Origin of the sequence: Noviherbaspirillum malthae (assembly GCF_015352985.1) — a bacterium.
Taxonomy (GTDB): Bacteria; Pseudomonadota; Gammaproteobacteria; order Burkholderiales; family Burkholderiaceae_D; genus Noviherbaspirillum; species Noviherbaspirillum malthae.
The window spans coordinates 196,939-212,975 of sequence record NZ_JACYXF010000007.1 but is presented as its reverse complement, the minus strand read 5'-3'; the positions used below and the strand labels follow the sequence as shown (position 1 = coordinate 212,975).

14 protein-coding genes are annotated in these 16,037 nt (G+C 62.6%); 7 read left to right on the top strand and 7 right to left on the bottom strand.

Annotation, left to right across the window (positions count from 1 at the left end; translation table 11 throughout):
* Positions 1-99: IS3 family transposase (locus tag IGW03_RS12990; protein WP_194722984.1), on the top strand; the 99-nt coding region annotated here is incomplete at its 5' end.
* 107 nt (positions 100-206) lie between these two features.
* Complete coding sequence (locus IGW03_RS12985; protein WP_194722983.1) at positions 207-596, top strand: hypothetical protein; 390 nt, start codon at positions 207-209, stop codon at positions 594-596.
* A gap of 68 nt (positions 597-664) precedes the next feature.
* On the opposite strand, the gene IGW03_RS12980 is transcribed toward IGW03_RS12985, so the two are convergent.
* Positions 665-1,366 carry an SDR family oxidoreductase gene (locus IGW03_RS12980; protein WP_438943642.1) on the bottom strand — a complete coding sequence of 234 codons (702 nt, stop codon included), beginning with the start codon at positions 1,364-1,366 and terminating at the stop codon, positions 665-667.
* Positions 1,367-1,463: 97 nt separating this feature from the next.
* Between IGW03_RS12980 and IGW03_RS12975 the strand changes: the two genes are divergently transcribed.
* The gene (locus tag IGW03_RS12975; protein WP_194722981.1) at positions 1,464-1,682 is read left to right on the top strand and encodes a DUF3717 domain-containing protein; all 219 of its coding nucleotides are present in this window, start codon (positions 1,464-1,466) and stop codon (positions 1,680-1,682) included.
* Between the two features lie 16 nt (positions 1,683-1,698).
* Here the strand turns inward: IGW03_RS12975 and IGW03_RS12970 are convergent, their stop codons facing one another.
* On the bottom strand, positions 1,699-3,204 hold the full coding sequence (locus tag IGW03_RS12970) for a B12-binding domain-containing radical SAM protein (RefSeq protein ID WP_194722980.1): 1,506 nt from the start codon (positions 3,202-3,204) through the stop codon (positions 1,699-1,701).
* Between the two features lie 359 nt (positions 3,205-3,563).
* Positions 3,564-5,240, bottom strand: a complete 1,677-nt coding sequence (locus IGW03_RS12965; protein ID WP_194722979.1) for a long-chain fatty acid--CoA ligase — start codon at positions 5,238-5,240, stop codon at positions 3,564-3,566.
* Positions 5,241-5,420: 180 nt separating this feature from the next.
* On the opposite strand from IGW03_RS12965, the gene gstA reads away from it, so the two are divergent.
* The 3 genes from gstA (at position 5,421) to IGW03_RS12950 (ending at position 9,762) form a co-directional block, all read left to right on the top strand.
* Positions 5,421-6,041, top strand: coding sequence for a glutathione transferase GstA (gene gstA, locus IGW03_RS12960; RefSeq protein ID WP_194722978.1), 621 nt, complete (start codon positions 5,421-5,423; stop codon positions 6,039-6,041).
* Between the two features lie 53 nt (positions 6,042-6,094).
* Positions 6,095-7,264 carry a patatin-like phospholipase family protein gene (locus tag IGW03_RS12955; RefSeq protein WP_194722977.1) on the top strand — a complete coding sequence of 390 codons (1,170 nt, stop codon included), beginning with the start codon at positions 6,095-6,097 and terminating at the stop codon, positions 7,262-7,264.
* A 221-nt stretch (positions 7,265-7,485) separates the two neighbouring features.
* A complete protein-coding gene (locus tag IGW03_RS12950; RefSeq protein WP_194722976.1) occupies positions 7,486-9,762 on the top strand; it encodes a GGDEF/EAL domain-containing response regulator in 2,277 nt (758 codons plus the stop codon).
* A gap of 663 nt (positions 9,763-10,425) precedes the next feature.
* Here the strand turns inward: IGW03_RS12950 and cysE are convergent.
* A complete protein-coding gene (gene cysE / locus IGW03_RS12945; protein WP_228535443.1) occupies positions 10,426-11,295 on the bottom strand; it encodes a serine O-acetyltransferase in 870 nt (289 codons plus the stop codon).
* A 331-nt stretch (positions 11,296-11,626) separates the two neighbouring features.
* Here cysE and IGW03_RS12940 point away from each other — a divergent pair, with 331 nt between their 5' ends.
* Positions 11,627-12,097 (top strand): metallophosphoesterase family protein, encoded by a 471-nt coding sequence (locus IGW03_RS12940; protein WP_194722975.1) that lies wholly within the window; start codon positions 11,627-11,629, stop codon positions 12,095-12,097.
* Positions 12,098-12,735: 638 nt separating this feature from the next.
* Here the strand turns inward: IGW03_RS12940 and IGW03_RS12935 are convergent.
* The 3 genes from IGW03_RS12935 to IGW03_RS12925 all read right to left on the bottom strand — a co-directional run bounded on the left by IGW03_RS12935 (position 12,736) and on the right by IGW03_RS12925 (position 15,912).
* The gene (locus IGW03_RS12935) at positions 12,736-14,394 is read right to left on the bottom strand and encodes an NAD(P)/FAD-dependent oxidoreductase (RefSeq protein WP_194722974.1); all 1,659 of its coding nucleotides are present in this window, start codon (positions 14,392-14,394) and stop codon (positions 12,736-12,738) included.
* A gap of 257 nt (positions 14,395-14,651) precedes the next feature.
* Positions 14,652-15,101, bottom strand: coding sequence for a PA2169 family four-helix-bundle protein (locus tag IGW03_RS12930; protein WP_194722973.1), 450 nt, complete (start codon positions 15,099-15,101; stop codon positions 14,652-14,654).
* Positions 15,102-15,213: 112 nt separating this feature from the next.
* Complete coding sequence (locus tag IGW03_RS12925) at positions 15,214-15,912, bottom strand: DUF4142 domain-containing protein (RefSeq protein WP_228535441.1); 699 nt, start codon at positions 15,910-15,912, stop codon at positions 15,214-15,216.
* Positions 15,913-16,037: the final 125 nt, after the last annotated feature.

The window sequence follows — 16,037 nt, the reverse complement described above, 5'->3', positions numbered from 1 at the left end:
GACTCTTACATCCGCTGGTATAACGAAAAGCGCATCAAGATATCCCTTGGCTCACTCAGTCCTCTCGAATACCGGGAGAGCCTAGGATTTACGGCATAACCCAGTCCAAGATTTACGCCGCACCCCCATATGCCTTTAATTCAATCGCGGAAACAAGGGCGCAAAGTGGATGTGTGGACGACTGCACACCTGCTTGCAAAACACGCATGCTGAAAAATGTTGGAGCGAAGACAGAGAGCGGAAAACAGCGGTCGGCTTTCCGGGTTAGCGTATTGTTCGCTTTTGTCGCATGCTTCTCGCTCTTCCTGAGCTTGGGCATGCCGGGAGTGGCGTGGATGATGGCGGTATCTGCTCTCCTGGTAAATAGCCTGCTTGTTCCATGGGCTGGCCGGGGCGGCCTCCTCGTAACGCTTGTCGTCAGCTCCGTTCACCTGTTCACGTTCGGCCCTCTTTCGCTGATCGGGCAGTCTGGAACAGGCCAACTCTCCGTCGATCAATTGATTGCCATGGTCCTTCTTCCGATGCCCATTCCGTTGATCGCGATTGTTGTTTCGGCCTCTTCGTTTGCCGTCAGAAACCGAGGCAAAAACGGATGAGGAAATAATCCTTCCTCTTGCGCTTGCCTCGCCATTCGATGCGCAGCGTTAATGCTTGATGGCCTTGCCTATACCGAGCGCGTAATGCCGCCATCCACGCGCAGGTTCTGCCCGGTGATATAGCCGGCGTCCGACGACAGCAGGAAGGCTACCGTCTTGGCGATCTCTTCCTTCGTTGCCTGGCGTCCCATCGGGATCTGCGCGATCGTTGCCTCGTTCTGAGGGATCGAATCCACGTAACCGGGCAGCACGTTGTTGATGCGGATGTTCGACTTCGCCACTTCGTCGGCATAGATCTTGGTGAAGCTGGCGAGCGCCGCGCGCAGCGTGGCCGAGATCGGAAATCGCGCCGACGGCTCGAAGGCGGCGAAGGTGGAGATGTTGACAATGGCGCCGCCGCCCTGCACCTGCATGATCGGCGTCACCAAGCGGGCCATGCGCACCACGTTGAGCAGCAGCAGGTCGAGGCCGGCATGCCAGTCGGCGTCGGTGAGTTCCAGCAGCGGTCCCTTCTTCGGATGGCCGGTGTTGTTGACCACCGCATCGATGCGGCCATGCCTGTCCATGGCCAGCGCCATCAGCTTCTCCAGGTCGTCGGCATTGTCGCTGGAGCCTTGCAGCGCGATGCCGTTCAGTTCGCCGGCCAGGACATGAATGTCTGCCGAGCGCGACATCAGCACCAGCCGGCAGCCGCGCGCCGCCAGTTCCCGCGCGCAAGCCGCACCCATGCCGCGTGACGCCGCCGTCACGATGGCTACCTTGTCCTTCATGTCACTCATCTGCTTTTCCTTTCACAATGACTGGCAATGTTTTGCGGCGGCTGGGCGTGATTGCGGCCCCGTCTGTGCACTGTTTTACAATACGTGCATGGACATCACTCTCCCCGAACTGGAACAGGCGATCAACTACTGGCGCGCCATGCGCCCTTCGACCGGCGAAGAACGCGCGCTGTCGCCGGAAGTCGACCTGCTTGCCACCGTCTACGCGATCATGATCTTCAACCGCTCGCGTTCCATCCCCCTCGACAGCCTCGACGCGCCGACGCGTCAGGTGCTGGAAAACTGGCGCGCGCAGCAGCGGGCCTGATCACGCCGTCTCATCCTCATGCCGCGAGATGCCGCGCCTGCCGCTGCGGCGCCGCATCCGCCTTTGCCGCCTTCTCCGTTTTTTCCGATCTCGGCCTGGCCTTGTGCGCCTGTCCCGCATAGTCGCTGTCGACCAGCGCATCTGCCTCTTTCCTGTCCATGCCCCGGCTGTTCAGCCAGCGCGCCACCAGCGCGGCCAGCTTGTCGAGCGCGATGCGGTGCGTCGCATCGGTATTCGCATACAGCCAGTCCGACAGCGCCATGAAATTGACGAACGGCGCATCGCCGAGAATGGCCGGCAGCGTATGGGCGAAGCGGCCCGAATTCGCGACCAGGTCCCAGTAGCGCGCAAAGCGCATCAGCCGCTGCATGGCGGCGAAGTCGATGCGGTCGGTGGCGAGGATGCTGTAGGGCGGATACGGATCGAACACCAACCCGAAAGCTTCGGTATGCCGGATGATGGGCGTGCCGCGCAGGCGCTTCAAGATGCCGAACTGAATCTCGTGCGGCGCCAGCGCCACCAGCCGGTCGAAGCCCTGCGCAAAGCTGGCGATGTCCTCGCCCGGCAGGCCGGCGATCAGGTCGACGTGGAGATGCGCATGGGAATGCTCGCGCAGCCAGCGGATGTTGTCGGCCGACTTGTCGTTGTTCTGCTTGCGGCTGATGGTGGCCTGCACCTCCGGATTGAAGCTCTGGATGCCGATCTCGAACTGCAGCGTTCCGGGAGGGAATTTCCGGATGGCTTCCTTCAGCGCATCCGGCAGGTGGTCGGGCACCACTTCGAAATGCGCGAACACCGGGTCCTCGGGATGGGCCGCCAGCTTGTCGAGGAAGAACTGCATGATCCTCAGGCTGGACTTGATGTTGAGATTGAAGGTGCGGTCGACGAACTTGAACAGCCGCGCGCCGCGCGCATGCAGGCTTTCCAGCTCGCCGAGAAACTTGTCGAGATCAAAGGGCCAAGCGGTCTTGTCGAGCGAGGACAGGCAGAACTCGCACTTGAACGGACAGCCGCGCGAGGCCTCGACATACAGCGTGCGGTGGGCGATGTCCTGCTCGGTGTAGAGGCCGTAGGGCAAGGCGATGTCATCAAGCGGCGGCTGCACGCCGGCATGAATCTTCATCAGCGGCTTGGGGCCGTTGAGGATCTGGCGGCACAGCTGCGGGAAGGTAATGTCGCCCCAGCCGGTGACGAGGTAATCGGCCAGCTGCACGATCTGCTGTTCCTGCGGCTCGTAGGACACTTCCGGCCCGCCGAGCACGATGGTCACCTGCGGCGCGACATGCTTGAGCAGCGCGACGACCCGCGTGGTTTCCTCGACATTCCAGATGTAGACGCCGAAGCCGATGATGCGTGGACTATGTGTGAGCAGGCGCTCGACCACGTCGGCGGTCTTGGCGCCGATCACGAATTCCTGCAAGCGGGTGACGCCCTGCAGCTCTCCCATGTTGGCAAGCAGGTAACGCAATCCCAGCGAGGCATGGGTGTAGCGGGCGTTGAGGGTGGACAGCAGGATGGTCATTTGGGAAACAGCGGGCGGGAGGAGCCGCTATTTTACGACGGGCGGGGCGAGGGGATGGGGAAGAGAGAGACTGGAAGTGGTACTGGATTGGAGTTGCTTCGATTCGGCAAATACAAGCTTCCCACTATGAAAAGCTTGTGTTAAGAAATTTAAATTGTCTTCATGACATTGCAAGACCTCTGTACTCCTTCCCCTTCAAGGGGAAGGTTGGGATGGGGATGGGGTGTAGCAGCGCGTTTGAACCCGTCCCCACCCTAGCCCTCCCCTTGAAGGGGAGGGAATTACGAGGTCTTGGCGAATGGCAGACAACGATTGGCTTGAGCAGATTGATTATCATCGCCTCCGATCAAAGCCGACACTCAAACCTTCGCCGCCTCCTGCGCCGCCATCTCCTTCTCCTGCAGGCTGCGCCACATCACCTTCCCGGTGGCCGACTTCGGCAGCGCATCGACGAACTCCACGATCTTCGGCACCTTGTAGGCAGCCATCTTCTCCTGCGCCCACTTCGTAATGTCCTCGGCGCTCGCGTCGACGCCGGGCCGCTTCACGATCACCGCCTTCACCGTTTCGCCGCGATACGGATCGCGCGCCGCGATGATGCAGCACTCCTGCACCGCCGGATGCTGGTACATCATCGATTCCACTTCCGCCGGCCACACCTTGAAGCCGCTGGCATTGATCATGCGCTTGAGGCGGTCGGTGAAGAAGAAGAAACCCTCCTCGTCCATGTAGCCGAGATCGCCGGAACGGAAGAAGCGCTTGCCATCGAGTTCGGCGAAGGCTTCGGCGGTCTTCTTCGGATCGTTCCAGTAACCTTGGAACACCTGCGGACCATGGATCCAGATCTCGCCGTTCTCGCCCTGCGGCACTTCCTTGAGCGTGACCGGATCGACGATGCGGGCATCGACGTTCAGGTAGGGTACGCCGAGGCATTGCTGCTTCATGCGGTTGGGTGGATTGACGTGCGAGGCCGCCATGGTCTCGGACAGGCCGTAGCCTTCCATGTAGGTCTGGCCGGTCAGCTGCAGGAGCTTCTGCGCAATCGCCGCCGGCATCGCCGCGCCGCCGCCCGAGACGCGCTGCAGCTTGGAGATGTCGTATTCGCCCAGGCGCGGATTGGACAGGAAGTCGATCATCATGGTCGGGATCAGCGTCCAGGTGGTGACCTTGTAGCGGGTGATCAGCTGGCCGGCCGCATCGCGGTCCCAGCGCGGCAGCACCACGATGGCGCCGCCGGTGTAAATCATCGCGTTCATCACCGACTGCATGCCGGTCACGTGGAAGAACGGCAGCACCGCCAGCGTTACATGGTCGGGCGCCATCGGGCCGGACCAGGTCGGGCTGGCGACGGCGTTGAACATGACCGAGCGATGGGTATGCACGCAGCCCTTGGGCTTGCCGGTGGTGCCCGAGGTATAGGGCATGCAGGCGCGGTCGTCGGGGCCGGCCTCGTGCGGGCCGGGCGCATGGCCTGCGGCCAGCGCTTGCTTCCAGGGCGTCACGCCCTCCATCGTCGGCACCGCATAGGGCGCGCGAACGAAATCGGGCACGTTGAGCTCGGTCGGTGCGATCAGGTAATCGGAATACGCGGCGGCAACCACATGCGTGAGGCAAGTCTTGCCGATCAGCGGCGCGATGCGCGAAAAGATTTCCTGCGACGCCAGCGCCACCTTCGCGCCGCTGTCCTCGATGTAATGCTCGAGCTCGTCGGTCATCAGCATCGGGTTGACCGGCACCACCATCGCATCGGCGCGCATGATCGCGTAATAGCTGATGATGAACTGCGGGCTGTTTTGCATGTCCAGCAATACGCGGTCGCCGCGCTGCACGCCGCAGACCTTTTGCAGATAGCCGGCCAGCGCCAGCACCTGTTCATGGATCTGCGCATAGGTCAGCACGGTATCGTAGAAGATGATGCCCGGCTTGTTCGCATAGCGCAGGGCCGATACCTGCAGATTGGCGTAGACGCTGGTGTCGGGCGTGGTGATGGCGCGCGGCATGCCTGCAGGCCAATGGGCATAGTGAAGCGTATTCATTGTCTCCGTCCGGTTTTTATGGGGGCAATCGATTATAAGGGCATGTTTATTGCGGCGTGCAACAGCAGGATTCTGCACTCTGAATCCCGGTCCGGAATGTCAACCGCTTCACAATTTGACGTCGATTAAGCTCGTGATTCCGGCATGGGCAACCGAAAGAGCAATACAAGGAGGTCTTAGATGAAACTTTATTTTGCGCCTGGCGCCTGTTCGCTGTCGCCGCATATCGTGCTGCATGAACTCGGCATCGGCTTTGACCGCGAAAAGGTCAATCTTGCGGACAAGAAAACCGAGAGCGGCACGGACTACCGTACCGTCAACCCCAAAGGCTATGTGCCGGCATTGCAGCTCGACAATGGCGACGTGCTGACTGAAGCGGCAGTCGTCGTGCAATACCTGGCCGACCAGCATCCCGACAAGCGGCTTGCTCCGCCGGCCGGCACGATCGAACGCTACCACCTGATGGAATGGCTGAACTTCATCTCGACCGAGTTGCACAAGGGCTTTTCTCCGCTGTTCAAGCCGGGCACGCCTGAGGAAACGAAAAAGGCGGCGCTCGACAATATTTCCGCGCGGCTGGAATTCATCAACCAGAAGCTGCAGGGGAAGGATTACCTGACCGGCAACCAGTTCGGCGTGGCCGACGCCTACCTGTTCACCATACTGCGCTGGGCCACCTCAATGAAGATCGACCTCGGCCGCTGGCCGCAGGTACAGTCCTATTTCGAGCGGATCGGCGCGCGGCCGGCGGTCCATGCGGCCCTGCAGGCTGAAGGACTGATGAAGCCGCCCGCGCAGTAGCAAGGAGCTACCGCTATACTGCAGTGCAGCAAGCTTGCAAAGGGAGGACAACCATGACAGCAACGGTCAAGGCGATCGCCGCCAGGCCGCGCACGGCGCTGGTGCTGCAGGGCGGCGGCGCCCTCGGCGCCTACCAGGCCGGCGTGTTCGAAGCCATGGATGAACACGGGCTGACGCCCGACTGGGTGATCGGCACCTCGATCGGCGCCATCAATGCGGCGCTGATCGCCGGCAACCGCCCCGGCATGCGCGTGGCGCGGCTCAAGCAGTTCTGGAATGAGGTGGCGCAGAACGACCTGCTCGACATGCGCCGCGTGCCCGATTCGGTGCGCCACTTCAACACCATGGTCAATACCATGAGCGCCCTCACCGCCGGCGTGCAGGGCTTCTATTCGCCGCGCTGGTTCAATCCGTTTGCCGCCGGCTGGCCGGTGGCGCCGGAAGCGGCCAGCTTCTACGACACCGCGCCGCTCGAACGCACCCTGGAAAAGCTGGTGGATATCGACTGCCTCAACGGCGGAAGCGGCATACGCCTGTCGGTCAGCGCAATCCGCGTCGACTGCGGCCAGCTCGACAATTTCGACAGCGCATCGCGCAGCATGACGCTCAAGCACATCCTGGCCAGCGGCGCGCTGCCGCCCGGCTTTGCTCCGGTGCGCATCGACGGGCGCCTGTACTGGGACGGCGGCCTGTATTCGAATACGCCGCTGGAAATCCTGCTGGCCGACGAGCCGCGCATCGACACCACCTGCTTCATGGTCGACCTGTGGAGCGCGGACGGCCCGGAGCCGCAGACGCTCGAGCAAGTGCAGACGCGGCAGAAGGATGTGATGTTCGCGTCCCGGTCGCAGCGGCACATCGATGCCTACCTGCGCGGCCACAAGCTGCGCCGCATGGTGCGCATGCTGCGCGACAAGCTGCCGCCGGAGGCGCTGAGCGACGAGGAACGGCGCCAGGTCGAGGCGGTCGGCGCCGACTCCACCGTGCACATCGTGCGCCTGGCCTATGCCGGACGCGACTGGCAGATGGCGTCCAAGGACATCAACTTCTCTCGCGGCTCGATCGAGTGGCGCTGGGAACTGGGCTACCGCGACGCGCTGCGCGCCATCGAGGAAGGTGCCTGGCGGAAGCAGACGCCGGAAGGCGCCGGCATCCTGGTGCACGACATCCCTCCGGCGGACACGCACGCGCCGCACTCGGTCGCCAGCGCCGCTGCGGGTTGAGTGTCAAGAACCGCGGCCTGAACTCAACAGACGGCGCCGCGTCTAAATTTGCATTGTTTGCAACGCCGGCGGCCTTGCCTGCCGGCGCTGCAGCCTGCGCCACGGTTGCTCCGGCCTTGATCCTTGCCTTTTGACATTCCGACCATGAACCCGCAACGCACAAAGTCCTTCCGCCCTCACTCCGGTCGCCTGCCGGCGGCACCGGCTGCGAGGGCATGCGCATGACCGGGCCGACCGGCACGTCGGACTCCGGTTACATCCTTCTGGTGGCAGGCGACGACCTGCCTGATCTTCCCGCACTTCGCCAGTCGCTTGAAAGCCGGGGGCATTGCGTGGCGCTGGCGCCGGATGGCGAACAGGCGCTGCGGCAGGCCGGTCTTTCCGCTCCCGGCCTGATCCTGCTTGATGCTGCACTGCAGGAGCCCGACGGATTTGCCGTCTGCCGTTCGTTCAAGCAGGACGAGCGGCTGCGCGACATCCCGGTACTGCTGATGACCGCCAAGCCCGGCGACAACGGCCAGCGCTGCCTTGAGGCCGGCGCCGCCGATCATCTCGCCAGGCCGCTGGAACCCATTCAAGCCCTGGCGCGCATCGATACCCATCTTTCGCTGCATGCCGCCCGCCGGCGGCTGAACGAACTGCAAGCCCTGCTGCAGCACGAGAAGGCCTTGCGCCTGCAGATCGAAGCCTACCTGCAGCATGCCTATGAAATGCTGGAAGAGCGCGTCGCACAGCGCACCGAACAGCTGGCCCATGCCAATACCCTGCTGACCGCCGAAATCGGCGAACGCGCCCGCGCCGAGGAAAGCCTGCGGCGCAGCGAGGTGCGCATGCGCCGCCTGGTGGAGGCCAACATCATCGGCATCTATTTCTGGGCCGCCGACGGCCGCGTGGTCGAGGCGAACGATGCCTTCCTGCGCCTGCTCGGCTATACCCAGCAGGACCTGAAGCAGGGACGCGTGCGCTGGGACACGCTCACGCCGCCGGAGTACGGAGACATCAGCGAGCGCGCATGGGAGGAGCTACGCGTGAGCGGCAGCTTCGCGCCCTACGAGAAGGAATACGTCGGCAAGGACGGCAGGCGCATTCCCATTCTCGTGGGCGGCACCGTCATCAGCAAGCGCCAGCAGACCGGCGTGGCCTTCGTGCTCGACCTCACCGAACGCAAGCAGGCCGAGGAGCGCATCCGCTACATGGCCGACCATGACGCGTTGACCGGCCTGCCCAACCGGGTGCTGCTGCAGGACAGGCTGCAGCAGGCGCTGGCACATGCGGCACGCACGCAGACTTTGGTCGCGCTGATGTTCATTGACCTGGATTATTTCAAGCACATCAACGATTCGCTCGGCCACCAGGTGGGCGACAGCCTGCTGCGCGATGTCGCCAGGCGGCTGCTGCACTGCGTGCGCGAGGGCGACAGCGTGGCGCGCCTGGGGGGAGATGAATTCGTGCTGGCCCTGCCGCTGATAAGCGGCAGCCATGACGCTGCGCGCGTTGCCCAGAAGGTGCTGGACGCGCTCGATTCTCCGTTTCAATGCGGCGACCATGAACTGCATGTCTCGGGCAGCATCGGCGTCAGCATGTATCCCGAGGACGGCCGTGATGTCGCCACCCTGATGCGCACCGCGGATACCGCGATGTACTACGCGAAGGAAAAGGGCCGCGGCAACTACCAGTTCTTCACCCAGAGCCTCAACCGCGCCGCGCAGCGCAGGCTGCAGCTGACGAACGCCTTGCGCCATGCGCTCAACCGCAATGAATTCGTGCTGTACTACCAGCCGCAGGTCGATCTCGACAGCGGCGCCATCTTCGCGGCCGAGGCGCTGCTGCGCTGGAAGCGCGACGGCGAGCCGCCGGTGGGCTGCAACGAGTTCATCGCCATCGCCGAGGAGACCGGCCTGATCCTGCCGATCGGCGAATGGGTACTGCGCGAGGCGTGCAAGCAGCTGCGGCAATGGCATGAAAGCGGCTTCGGCGGGCTGACCATGGCGGTCAACCTGTCGCCGCGCCAGTTCTTCCAGCCCAACTTCGAACAGATGGTGCGCGACGCGCTCGACGGCGCCGGCGTGCCGCCCAACCGGCTTGACCTCGAGATCACCGAAGGCATCCTGATGCAGCGCACCGAGGACAACGTGGCAACGCTGAAGGTCTTGTCGGACATGGGGATCAAACTGTCGATCGATGACTTCGGTACCGGTTATTCCTCGCTGGCTTACCTGCAGCGCTTTCCGGTGGATGCGCTGAAGATCGACCGCTCCTTCATCAGCGGCATCGGGCAGGATTCGAATGACACGGCGCTGGTGGCGGCGATCATTTCAATGGCCAACAGTTTGAGGCTGAAGGTGCTGGCGGAGGGGGTGGAGACCGATGAGCAGAAGTGCTTTCTGCAGAGTCATGGGTGTCCTTCGGGGCAGGGGTATTACTATAGCAAGCCGGTGTCGGCGGAGGAGTTTACGGAGATGCTGGTGAGGCAGAGTCGGTGGATGATTGATGCTTGAGGTTTGAGGTTTGAGGTTTGAGGTTCGAGGTTCGAGGTTCGAGGTTCGAGGTTCGAGGTTCGAGGTTCGAGGTTCGAGGTTCGAGGTTTTTAAGTAGTACGACTTCTGTCGCTCGCACATCCATTCCCTCCCCTTCAAGGGGAGGGTTAGGGTGGGGATGGGTTTTCAACAGGCGATACAGCTTAAAGAGAAGTTGTTTGCAGAGCTCTTGTGAGCGGTTGCTGAAACCTTGTTTTCTCCGTGGGAGCTAGCCGGGGGTGGCCCGGCGGCCACTCACTTTTCTTGCTTCGCCAAGAAAAGTAAGCAAAAGAAGGGGGCCGCCGAGGTGCGACACCCCTACCGTCGCCCCTGCGGGGTTCCCAAAAGAGCGGACGGCAAAGCGGGAAGCGCAGAAACTCGCCTGCGGCTCAGACAGTCTGCGCTTCTTTATCCGCTTTTCCGTCCGCTCTTTTGGCGTCGTTAGAGGGGGCTCTAACAGCCTCTATGCCTTAACATGGTCAGCATAAGCTCCCTTCTCCCGCAAGTGGGGCGCAGGCAGGGTTCCGCAAACCATCGGTTCGCACTGCCGTAGCCGATTCGGCTTGCAAGCCGAATCGTGGGACGCGGAGCGAGGGTTGGGAATGAGGGGCTCGCCAAGACCTTCTGCGCAAATAGAACTCCCCCTCAAATCCTCTGATCCATCTCCACCGAAGGACAACTATCATCGTGATGCCTGCGCACCACCCTCGCCGGCACGCCGGCAACTGTCGTGTGCGGCGGCACGGGATGCAGCACCACGCTGCCCGCAGCGATCTTGCTCATCGTGCCGACCTCGATGTTGCCGAGGATCTTCGCGCCGGCGCCGATCATCACGCCGCTGCGGATCTTGGGATGGCGGTCGCCGTGTTCCTTGCCGGTGCCGCCCAGCGTCACGTTCTGCAGCAGCGAGACATTGTCTTCGATCACCGTGGTCTCGCCGATCACGATGCCGGTGCCGTGGTCGAACATGACGCCGGTGCCGATGCGGGCCGCCGGATGAATGTCGACCGCGAACACGATCGATGCCTGGTTCGACAAGGCATGCGCCAACTCGGTCCGGCCTTCCTGCCACAAGGCATGGGCGATGCGGTAGGTTTGCAGGGCCTGGAAGCCCTTGAAGTTGAGCAGTACATGCAGCTCGTCGCCGCCGGCCGGATCTCGTTCCCTGACGGCGCGCAGGTCGGCGGCGACTTTTTCGGCGAAGTCTTCGTCGGCCAGCTGCAGGAACAAGTCCCTCAGCGGCGCTTCTTCCAGGTCCGCGCCGCCCAGCCGGCGCGCCAGCACCGCGGCAACGCCCGCGCCGAGATTGTCATGGGCAAGGATGAGCGATTGCAGCCTCGGCTTCAGCAGGGGCTCGCGCTGCGCCAGCCCCTCGGCCGCCGCCGCGATATCGGTCCAGACCGGCGTGCGCCGGTCCGGCTTGAGCGGAATGCCGGCGCCTATCCTGATCGGGCGCGCGGCAAGGCGGAGTCCCTGCGACATGCGCTGCGCTGGCTGCCCTGACGGCTTGTTCATGACGAAAGTCCTTTCGGCTTTTTCGGGCGGCATGCACCGCGAAAAGCAAAATGGCCGCAGGTCTTTCAACACTGCGGCCATGGGAAACTGGAAAAACGGCGTCAGCTGACGCACCCGTTCATTGCCATCCGCGGCCGCCCTCGGCGACAACATGAAAGCATCGGATAATCAGCGGAAACGAGTTGCGGGCTCATGCGTCAAACTGAAAAGGAATATCGATATGCGACTTCTGCATTGGTTAGCGCATTAGAGCACAATTCCATTTTTTACGTGCAGGCCGCCCCGGCCTGTTTCATGCATCTGCTTCTTATTTGCCTTCACGATGATTCATATGGAGAAACACCGCATCGGACTGATCTCCGATACCCACGGATTGCTGAGGCCGGAAGCGCGCTTTGCGCTGTCCGGCGTGATTTGCATTATTCATGCCGGCGACATCTGCAATGCCGGCGTACTGGAGCAGCTGGAAGAAATCGCCCCGGTTATTGCCGTACGCGGCAACAACGACCGCGGCGACTGGGCGCAGCGCCTGCAGGAAAAGGAAGTGCTGGAGGTGGGAGGCGTGAAGGTCATGGTGGTGCACGACCTGCAGGATCTCGACATCGATCCGGCGGTGGAAGGCATCAAGGTGGTTGTTTCCGGGCATTCACACCGGCCTGTCGTGAAGAAGGAGCGAGGGGTGCTGTTCGTCAATTCTGGAAGCGCCGGCCCGCGCCGGTTCCGGTTGCCGATTTCGGTGGGGTTTCTGGAAATCAGCGATGGCGTGCCGAAGGCGGAGTTGGAGATGTTGGAGGTGGATTAGGTTCTTTGAACTGATGCGTGAAGTCTTGGCGAGCCCCCTCACCCCCGCCCTCGCTCCGCGTCCCACGATTCGGCTTGCAAGCCGAATCGGCTACGGCAGTGCAAACCGATGGTTTGCGAAATCCTGCTTGCGCCCCGCCTGCGGGAGAGGGGAGGCTATTCAAGCCGGCCGAGTCAATGCATAGAGGCTGTTGAATTCTCCCCTCTAACGACGCCAAAAGAGCGCGGCGCCAAGCGGATAAAGAAGCGCGGACTGTCTGAGCCGCAGGCGAGTTTCCGCGCTTCCCGCTTGGTGCCGCGCTCTTTTGGGAACCCCGCAGGGGCGGCGGTAGGGGTGTCGCACCTCGGCGGCCCCTTTCTTTTGCTTACTTTTCTTGGCGAGACAAGAAAATTAGTGGCCGCCGGGCCACCCCCGGCAAGCCTGCACGGAGAAACCAACGTATCAGCACCCTCTAAAAGAATTCTACAAACAACCGCTTCCTAAGCTGTGCCGTAGCCTGAAACCCATCCCCATCCCAACCTTCCCCTTGAAGGGGAAGGAGCGTTCTTTAAGCGTTAAACTGCGGTCCACCTCGCCGGCCGCCCTTGAAAGGAGGGAATCAAAAAGAACCAACCGATGCTGCTGGAGCGTAAGGACCCTCAATACAACATATCCCCCGCCATCCCCCCACCCTTCACATCCGTCCTCCCCACCATGCTGAGCGCCACCGCCTCAGCCACCTTGATCCCATCCACCGCCGCAGAAAGAATCCCCCCCGCATACCCCGCCCCTTCCCCCGCAGGGAACAGCCCCTCGGTATTCAGGCTCTGGAAATTATCCTTGCGCTTGATCCGCACCGGCGATGAGGTTCGGGTTTCAACCCCGGTCAGCACCGCATCCCGCATCGCATACCCCTTGATCTGCCGGTCGAACGCCGGCAAGGCTTCGCGGATCGCCTCGATCGCATAATCCGGCAGCGACGGCCCAAGGTCGGTCAGGTGCACGCCCGGCTTGTACGACGGCACGACCGAACCGAATTCCGTTGACGCCCGCCCGGCGATGAAATCGCCCACCAGCTGGCCCGGCGCGTCATAGTTGCGCCCGCCCAGCACATAGGCGCGCGACTCCAGCTCGCGCTGCAGGTCGATGCCGGCCAGTGGATGGCCCGCGCCGCGATCGGTCGGGTAGTCGTCCGGCGTGATGCCGACCACGATGCCGCTGTTGGCATTGCGCTCGTTGCGCGAATACTGGCTCATGCCGTTGGTTACTACGCGCTCCGGCTCGGAAGTGGCGGCCACCACGGTGCCGCCGGGGCACATGCAGAAGCTGTAGACCGAGCGTCCATTCTTCGCATGATGAACGAGCTTGTAATCGGCCGCGCCGAGCAGCGGATGGCCGGCAAACTTGCCGAAGCGCGCACGGTCGATCAGCGACTGCGGATGTTCGGCGCGGAAACCGACCGAGAACGGCTTGGCTTCCACATAAACGCCGCGTTCGTACAGCATCTGGAAGGTGTCGCGCGCGCTGTGGCCGACCGCCAGCACCACATGGTCGGAGGCGAGGCGCTCGCCGTTTTCCAGGATCACCGCGCGCAGCTTGCCGTTGTCGATCTCGAGATCGGTCACCTTGGACTGGAAGCGGAATTCGCCGCCGAGCGACTCGATGGTCTCGCGCATCGCCTCGATCATCTTGACCAGGCGGAAGGTGCCGATATGCGGCTTGCTGACGTACAGGATTTCTTCCGGCGCAAAGGCCTTGACGAATTCGTTGAGCACCTTGCGGCCGTAATGCTTCGGGTCCTTGATCTGGCTGTGCAGCTTGCCGTCGGAAAAGGTGCCGGCGCCGCCTTCGCCGAACTGCACATTCGACTCGGGCTGGAGCTCGCGCTTGCGCCACAGGCCCCAGGTGTCCTTGGTGCGTTCCCGCACCACCTTGCCGCGCTCCAGGATGATGGGGCGAAAGCCCATCTGGGCCAGGATCAGCGCGGCGAACAGGCCGCAGGGGCCGAAGCCGATGATGACCGGACGCGTCGGCAGACCGGCCGGCGCCTGCGCCACGAACTTGTAGCTCGTGTCGGGGCTGGGCCCGACGTTCGGCGTGCCCTGCAGGCGGGCCAGCACCTCGGCCTCTCCCGCGACATCCACGTCCAGCGTATAGACCAGCGTGATGGCGCTGCGGCGGCGCGCATCGTAGCCGCGGCGGAAGATGGTGTAGCCGTTGAGATCGGTATCGGCGATCTGCAGGCGGTCGAGAATGGCCGCCCTCAGGTCGGCTTCGGGATGGTCGAGCGGAAGAATAACGTTGGTCAGTCGCAGCATGCGGGCAATCCGGAAAAATGGGGTCGGGCTGTCGCGATGCGAGCAATGCATGCAAGGCCTGCAGGGTTTGCAGCGGCCGATGCGTTGTCAGGCTGACAGCAATCCGCTGCCGGAGAGGATGGGAGGGGTGTCGCCGGCAGGCCGGTATTTTACTCCATGGGCCTACGCGCAAAGCGCAGCATCATGGAAAAGCGGGCAAGCCAGCCATGCCGGCTCGCCCGCCGTTAGCGTTTTACGCCTGCTGCCGCATCACGCCGTCAGGCGCTGCGGTACTGGTCGCGCAGGCTCTTGACCTGGTCATGGTTCTGCAGCACGCCCTGGTACTGGCGTTCGACCACGGTACGCACGTCGGCCGGCAGGCCCTTTTCCAGCGCGCGCCGGTAGCTCGATACCGCCACGTCCTCGCCTCGTTCGCATTCCTTCAGCACGGCCTTGTCATCCTTGCCGGTCACCAGCGACTTGATGTCGACCCAGCGGCGGTGCAGTGCGCCGCCCAGGCCGCTGGTGGTTTCCGGATCGCCGCCGTAGGAGCGCACCAGGCTCTGCAGTTCGAGGGCCGCCGCGGCGCAGCTCTGCGCGCGGTTGGAGAAAAAGGTCCTCAGTGTCGGATCTCTCGCGTCGTCGGCACAGGTGCGAAAGCCCTCCTCGCCATCCTTGCTGGTTTCGATCAGGTCGTTGAGCGTGGAAATTATGTCGTCGTTATTCATGCATCACTCCTGTAAGGTGAATCCGGCAAGCGTGCCGGGAAGCAGGTGCGCGCACGCAGCCCCGCAGGGGGCTGCGGAAGGCTGCATGCGTTGCCGCTGGCTCGTGCCCGGCTTATTTCGATCCGGAGCTGCTGGAACCCGAAGCGGAATTCGAGCTGGTCTTGCCCGAGCTGCCGGAGCTGCTGCCTTTCTTGCCGGTCTGGTCCTGCGCCATGCTGAGGTGGCCATCGACAGTCGGTGTCAGCTTGGCGGCCAGCGCCTTCAGGTCGGGATCCTTGGCATCCTTCTGTGCCTTGGTGAGCAGGCGATGAGTGTTCTTGTGATCCATCACGCCGACCTGGTTCATGTACATCTTGTCGAACTTCTCGCCTTCGAGCGCGCTCAGCGCCTTGGCGGCGGCCTTGTGCTTCATGTCGGTTTCGGTGGGGAGCGTCACGCCCTTCTGCTGGGCCAGCTGCTCAAGCTCTTTCTGCGCCTGGGTATGATCGTCGATCATCTTTTGCGCAAACGTCTTGACCTGGTCGCTCTGCGACTTCTGCAGTGCCAGCTTGCCGGTGTCGATTTCCGCGAAGTTGGCTTCGGCCAGATTCTTCATCATCCGCTGATCGCCCTTGCTGACGCTGCCGTTCGATCCCTTGCTGGCGCCAGCCGAGGAATTGGCCGAGGTGCCGGAGCTCGACTGCGCGGCGGTCGTGCCGCTGCCTGTTGCCGATGTGGTGCCGGTCGATTGCGCATGGACGGAGCTGCCGCTGAACAGCATTGCCAGCGCGGCAATCCCGAGCATGCGATTGAGTTGTTTGCGTTGTTGCATCTGGAATTCTCCTTGGGATGTGATGGCAATAGCCAACAGATACATCGTCTGATGTGGAAAATCTGCTAACGCAAACCGCATGCCAATCATGCATGGCATCGATTCCCATCTTATTGCATCAATAG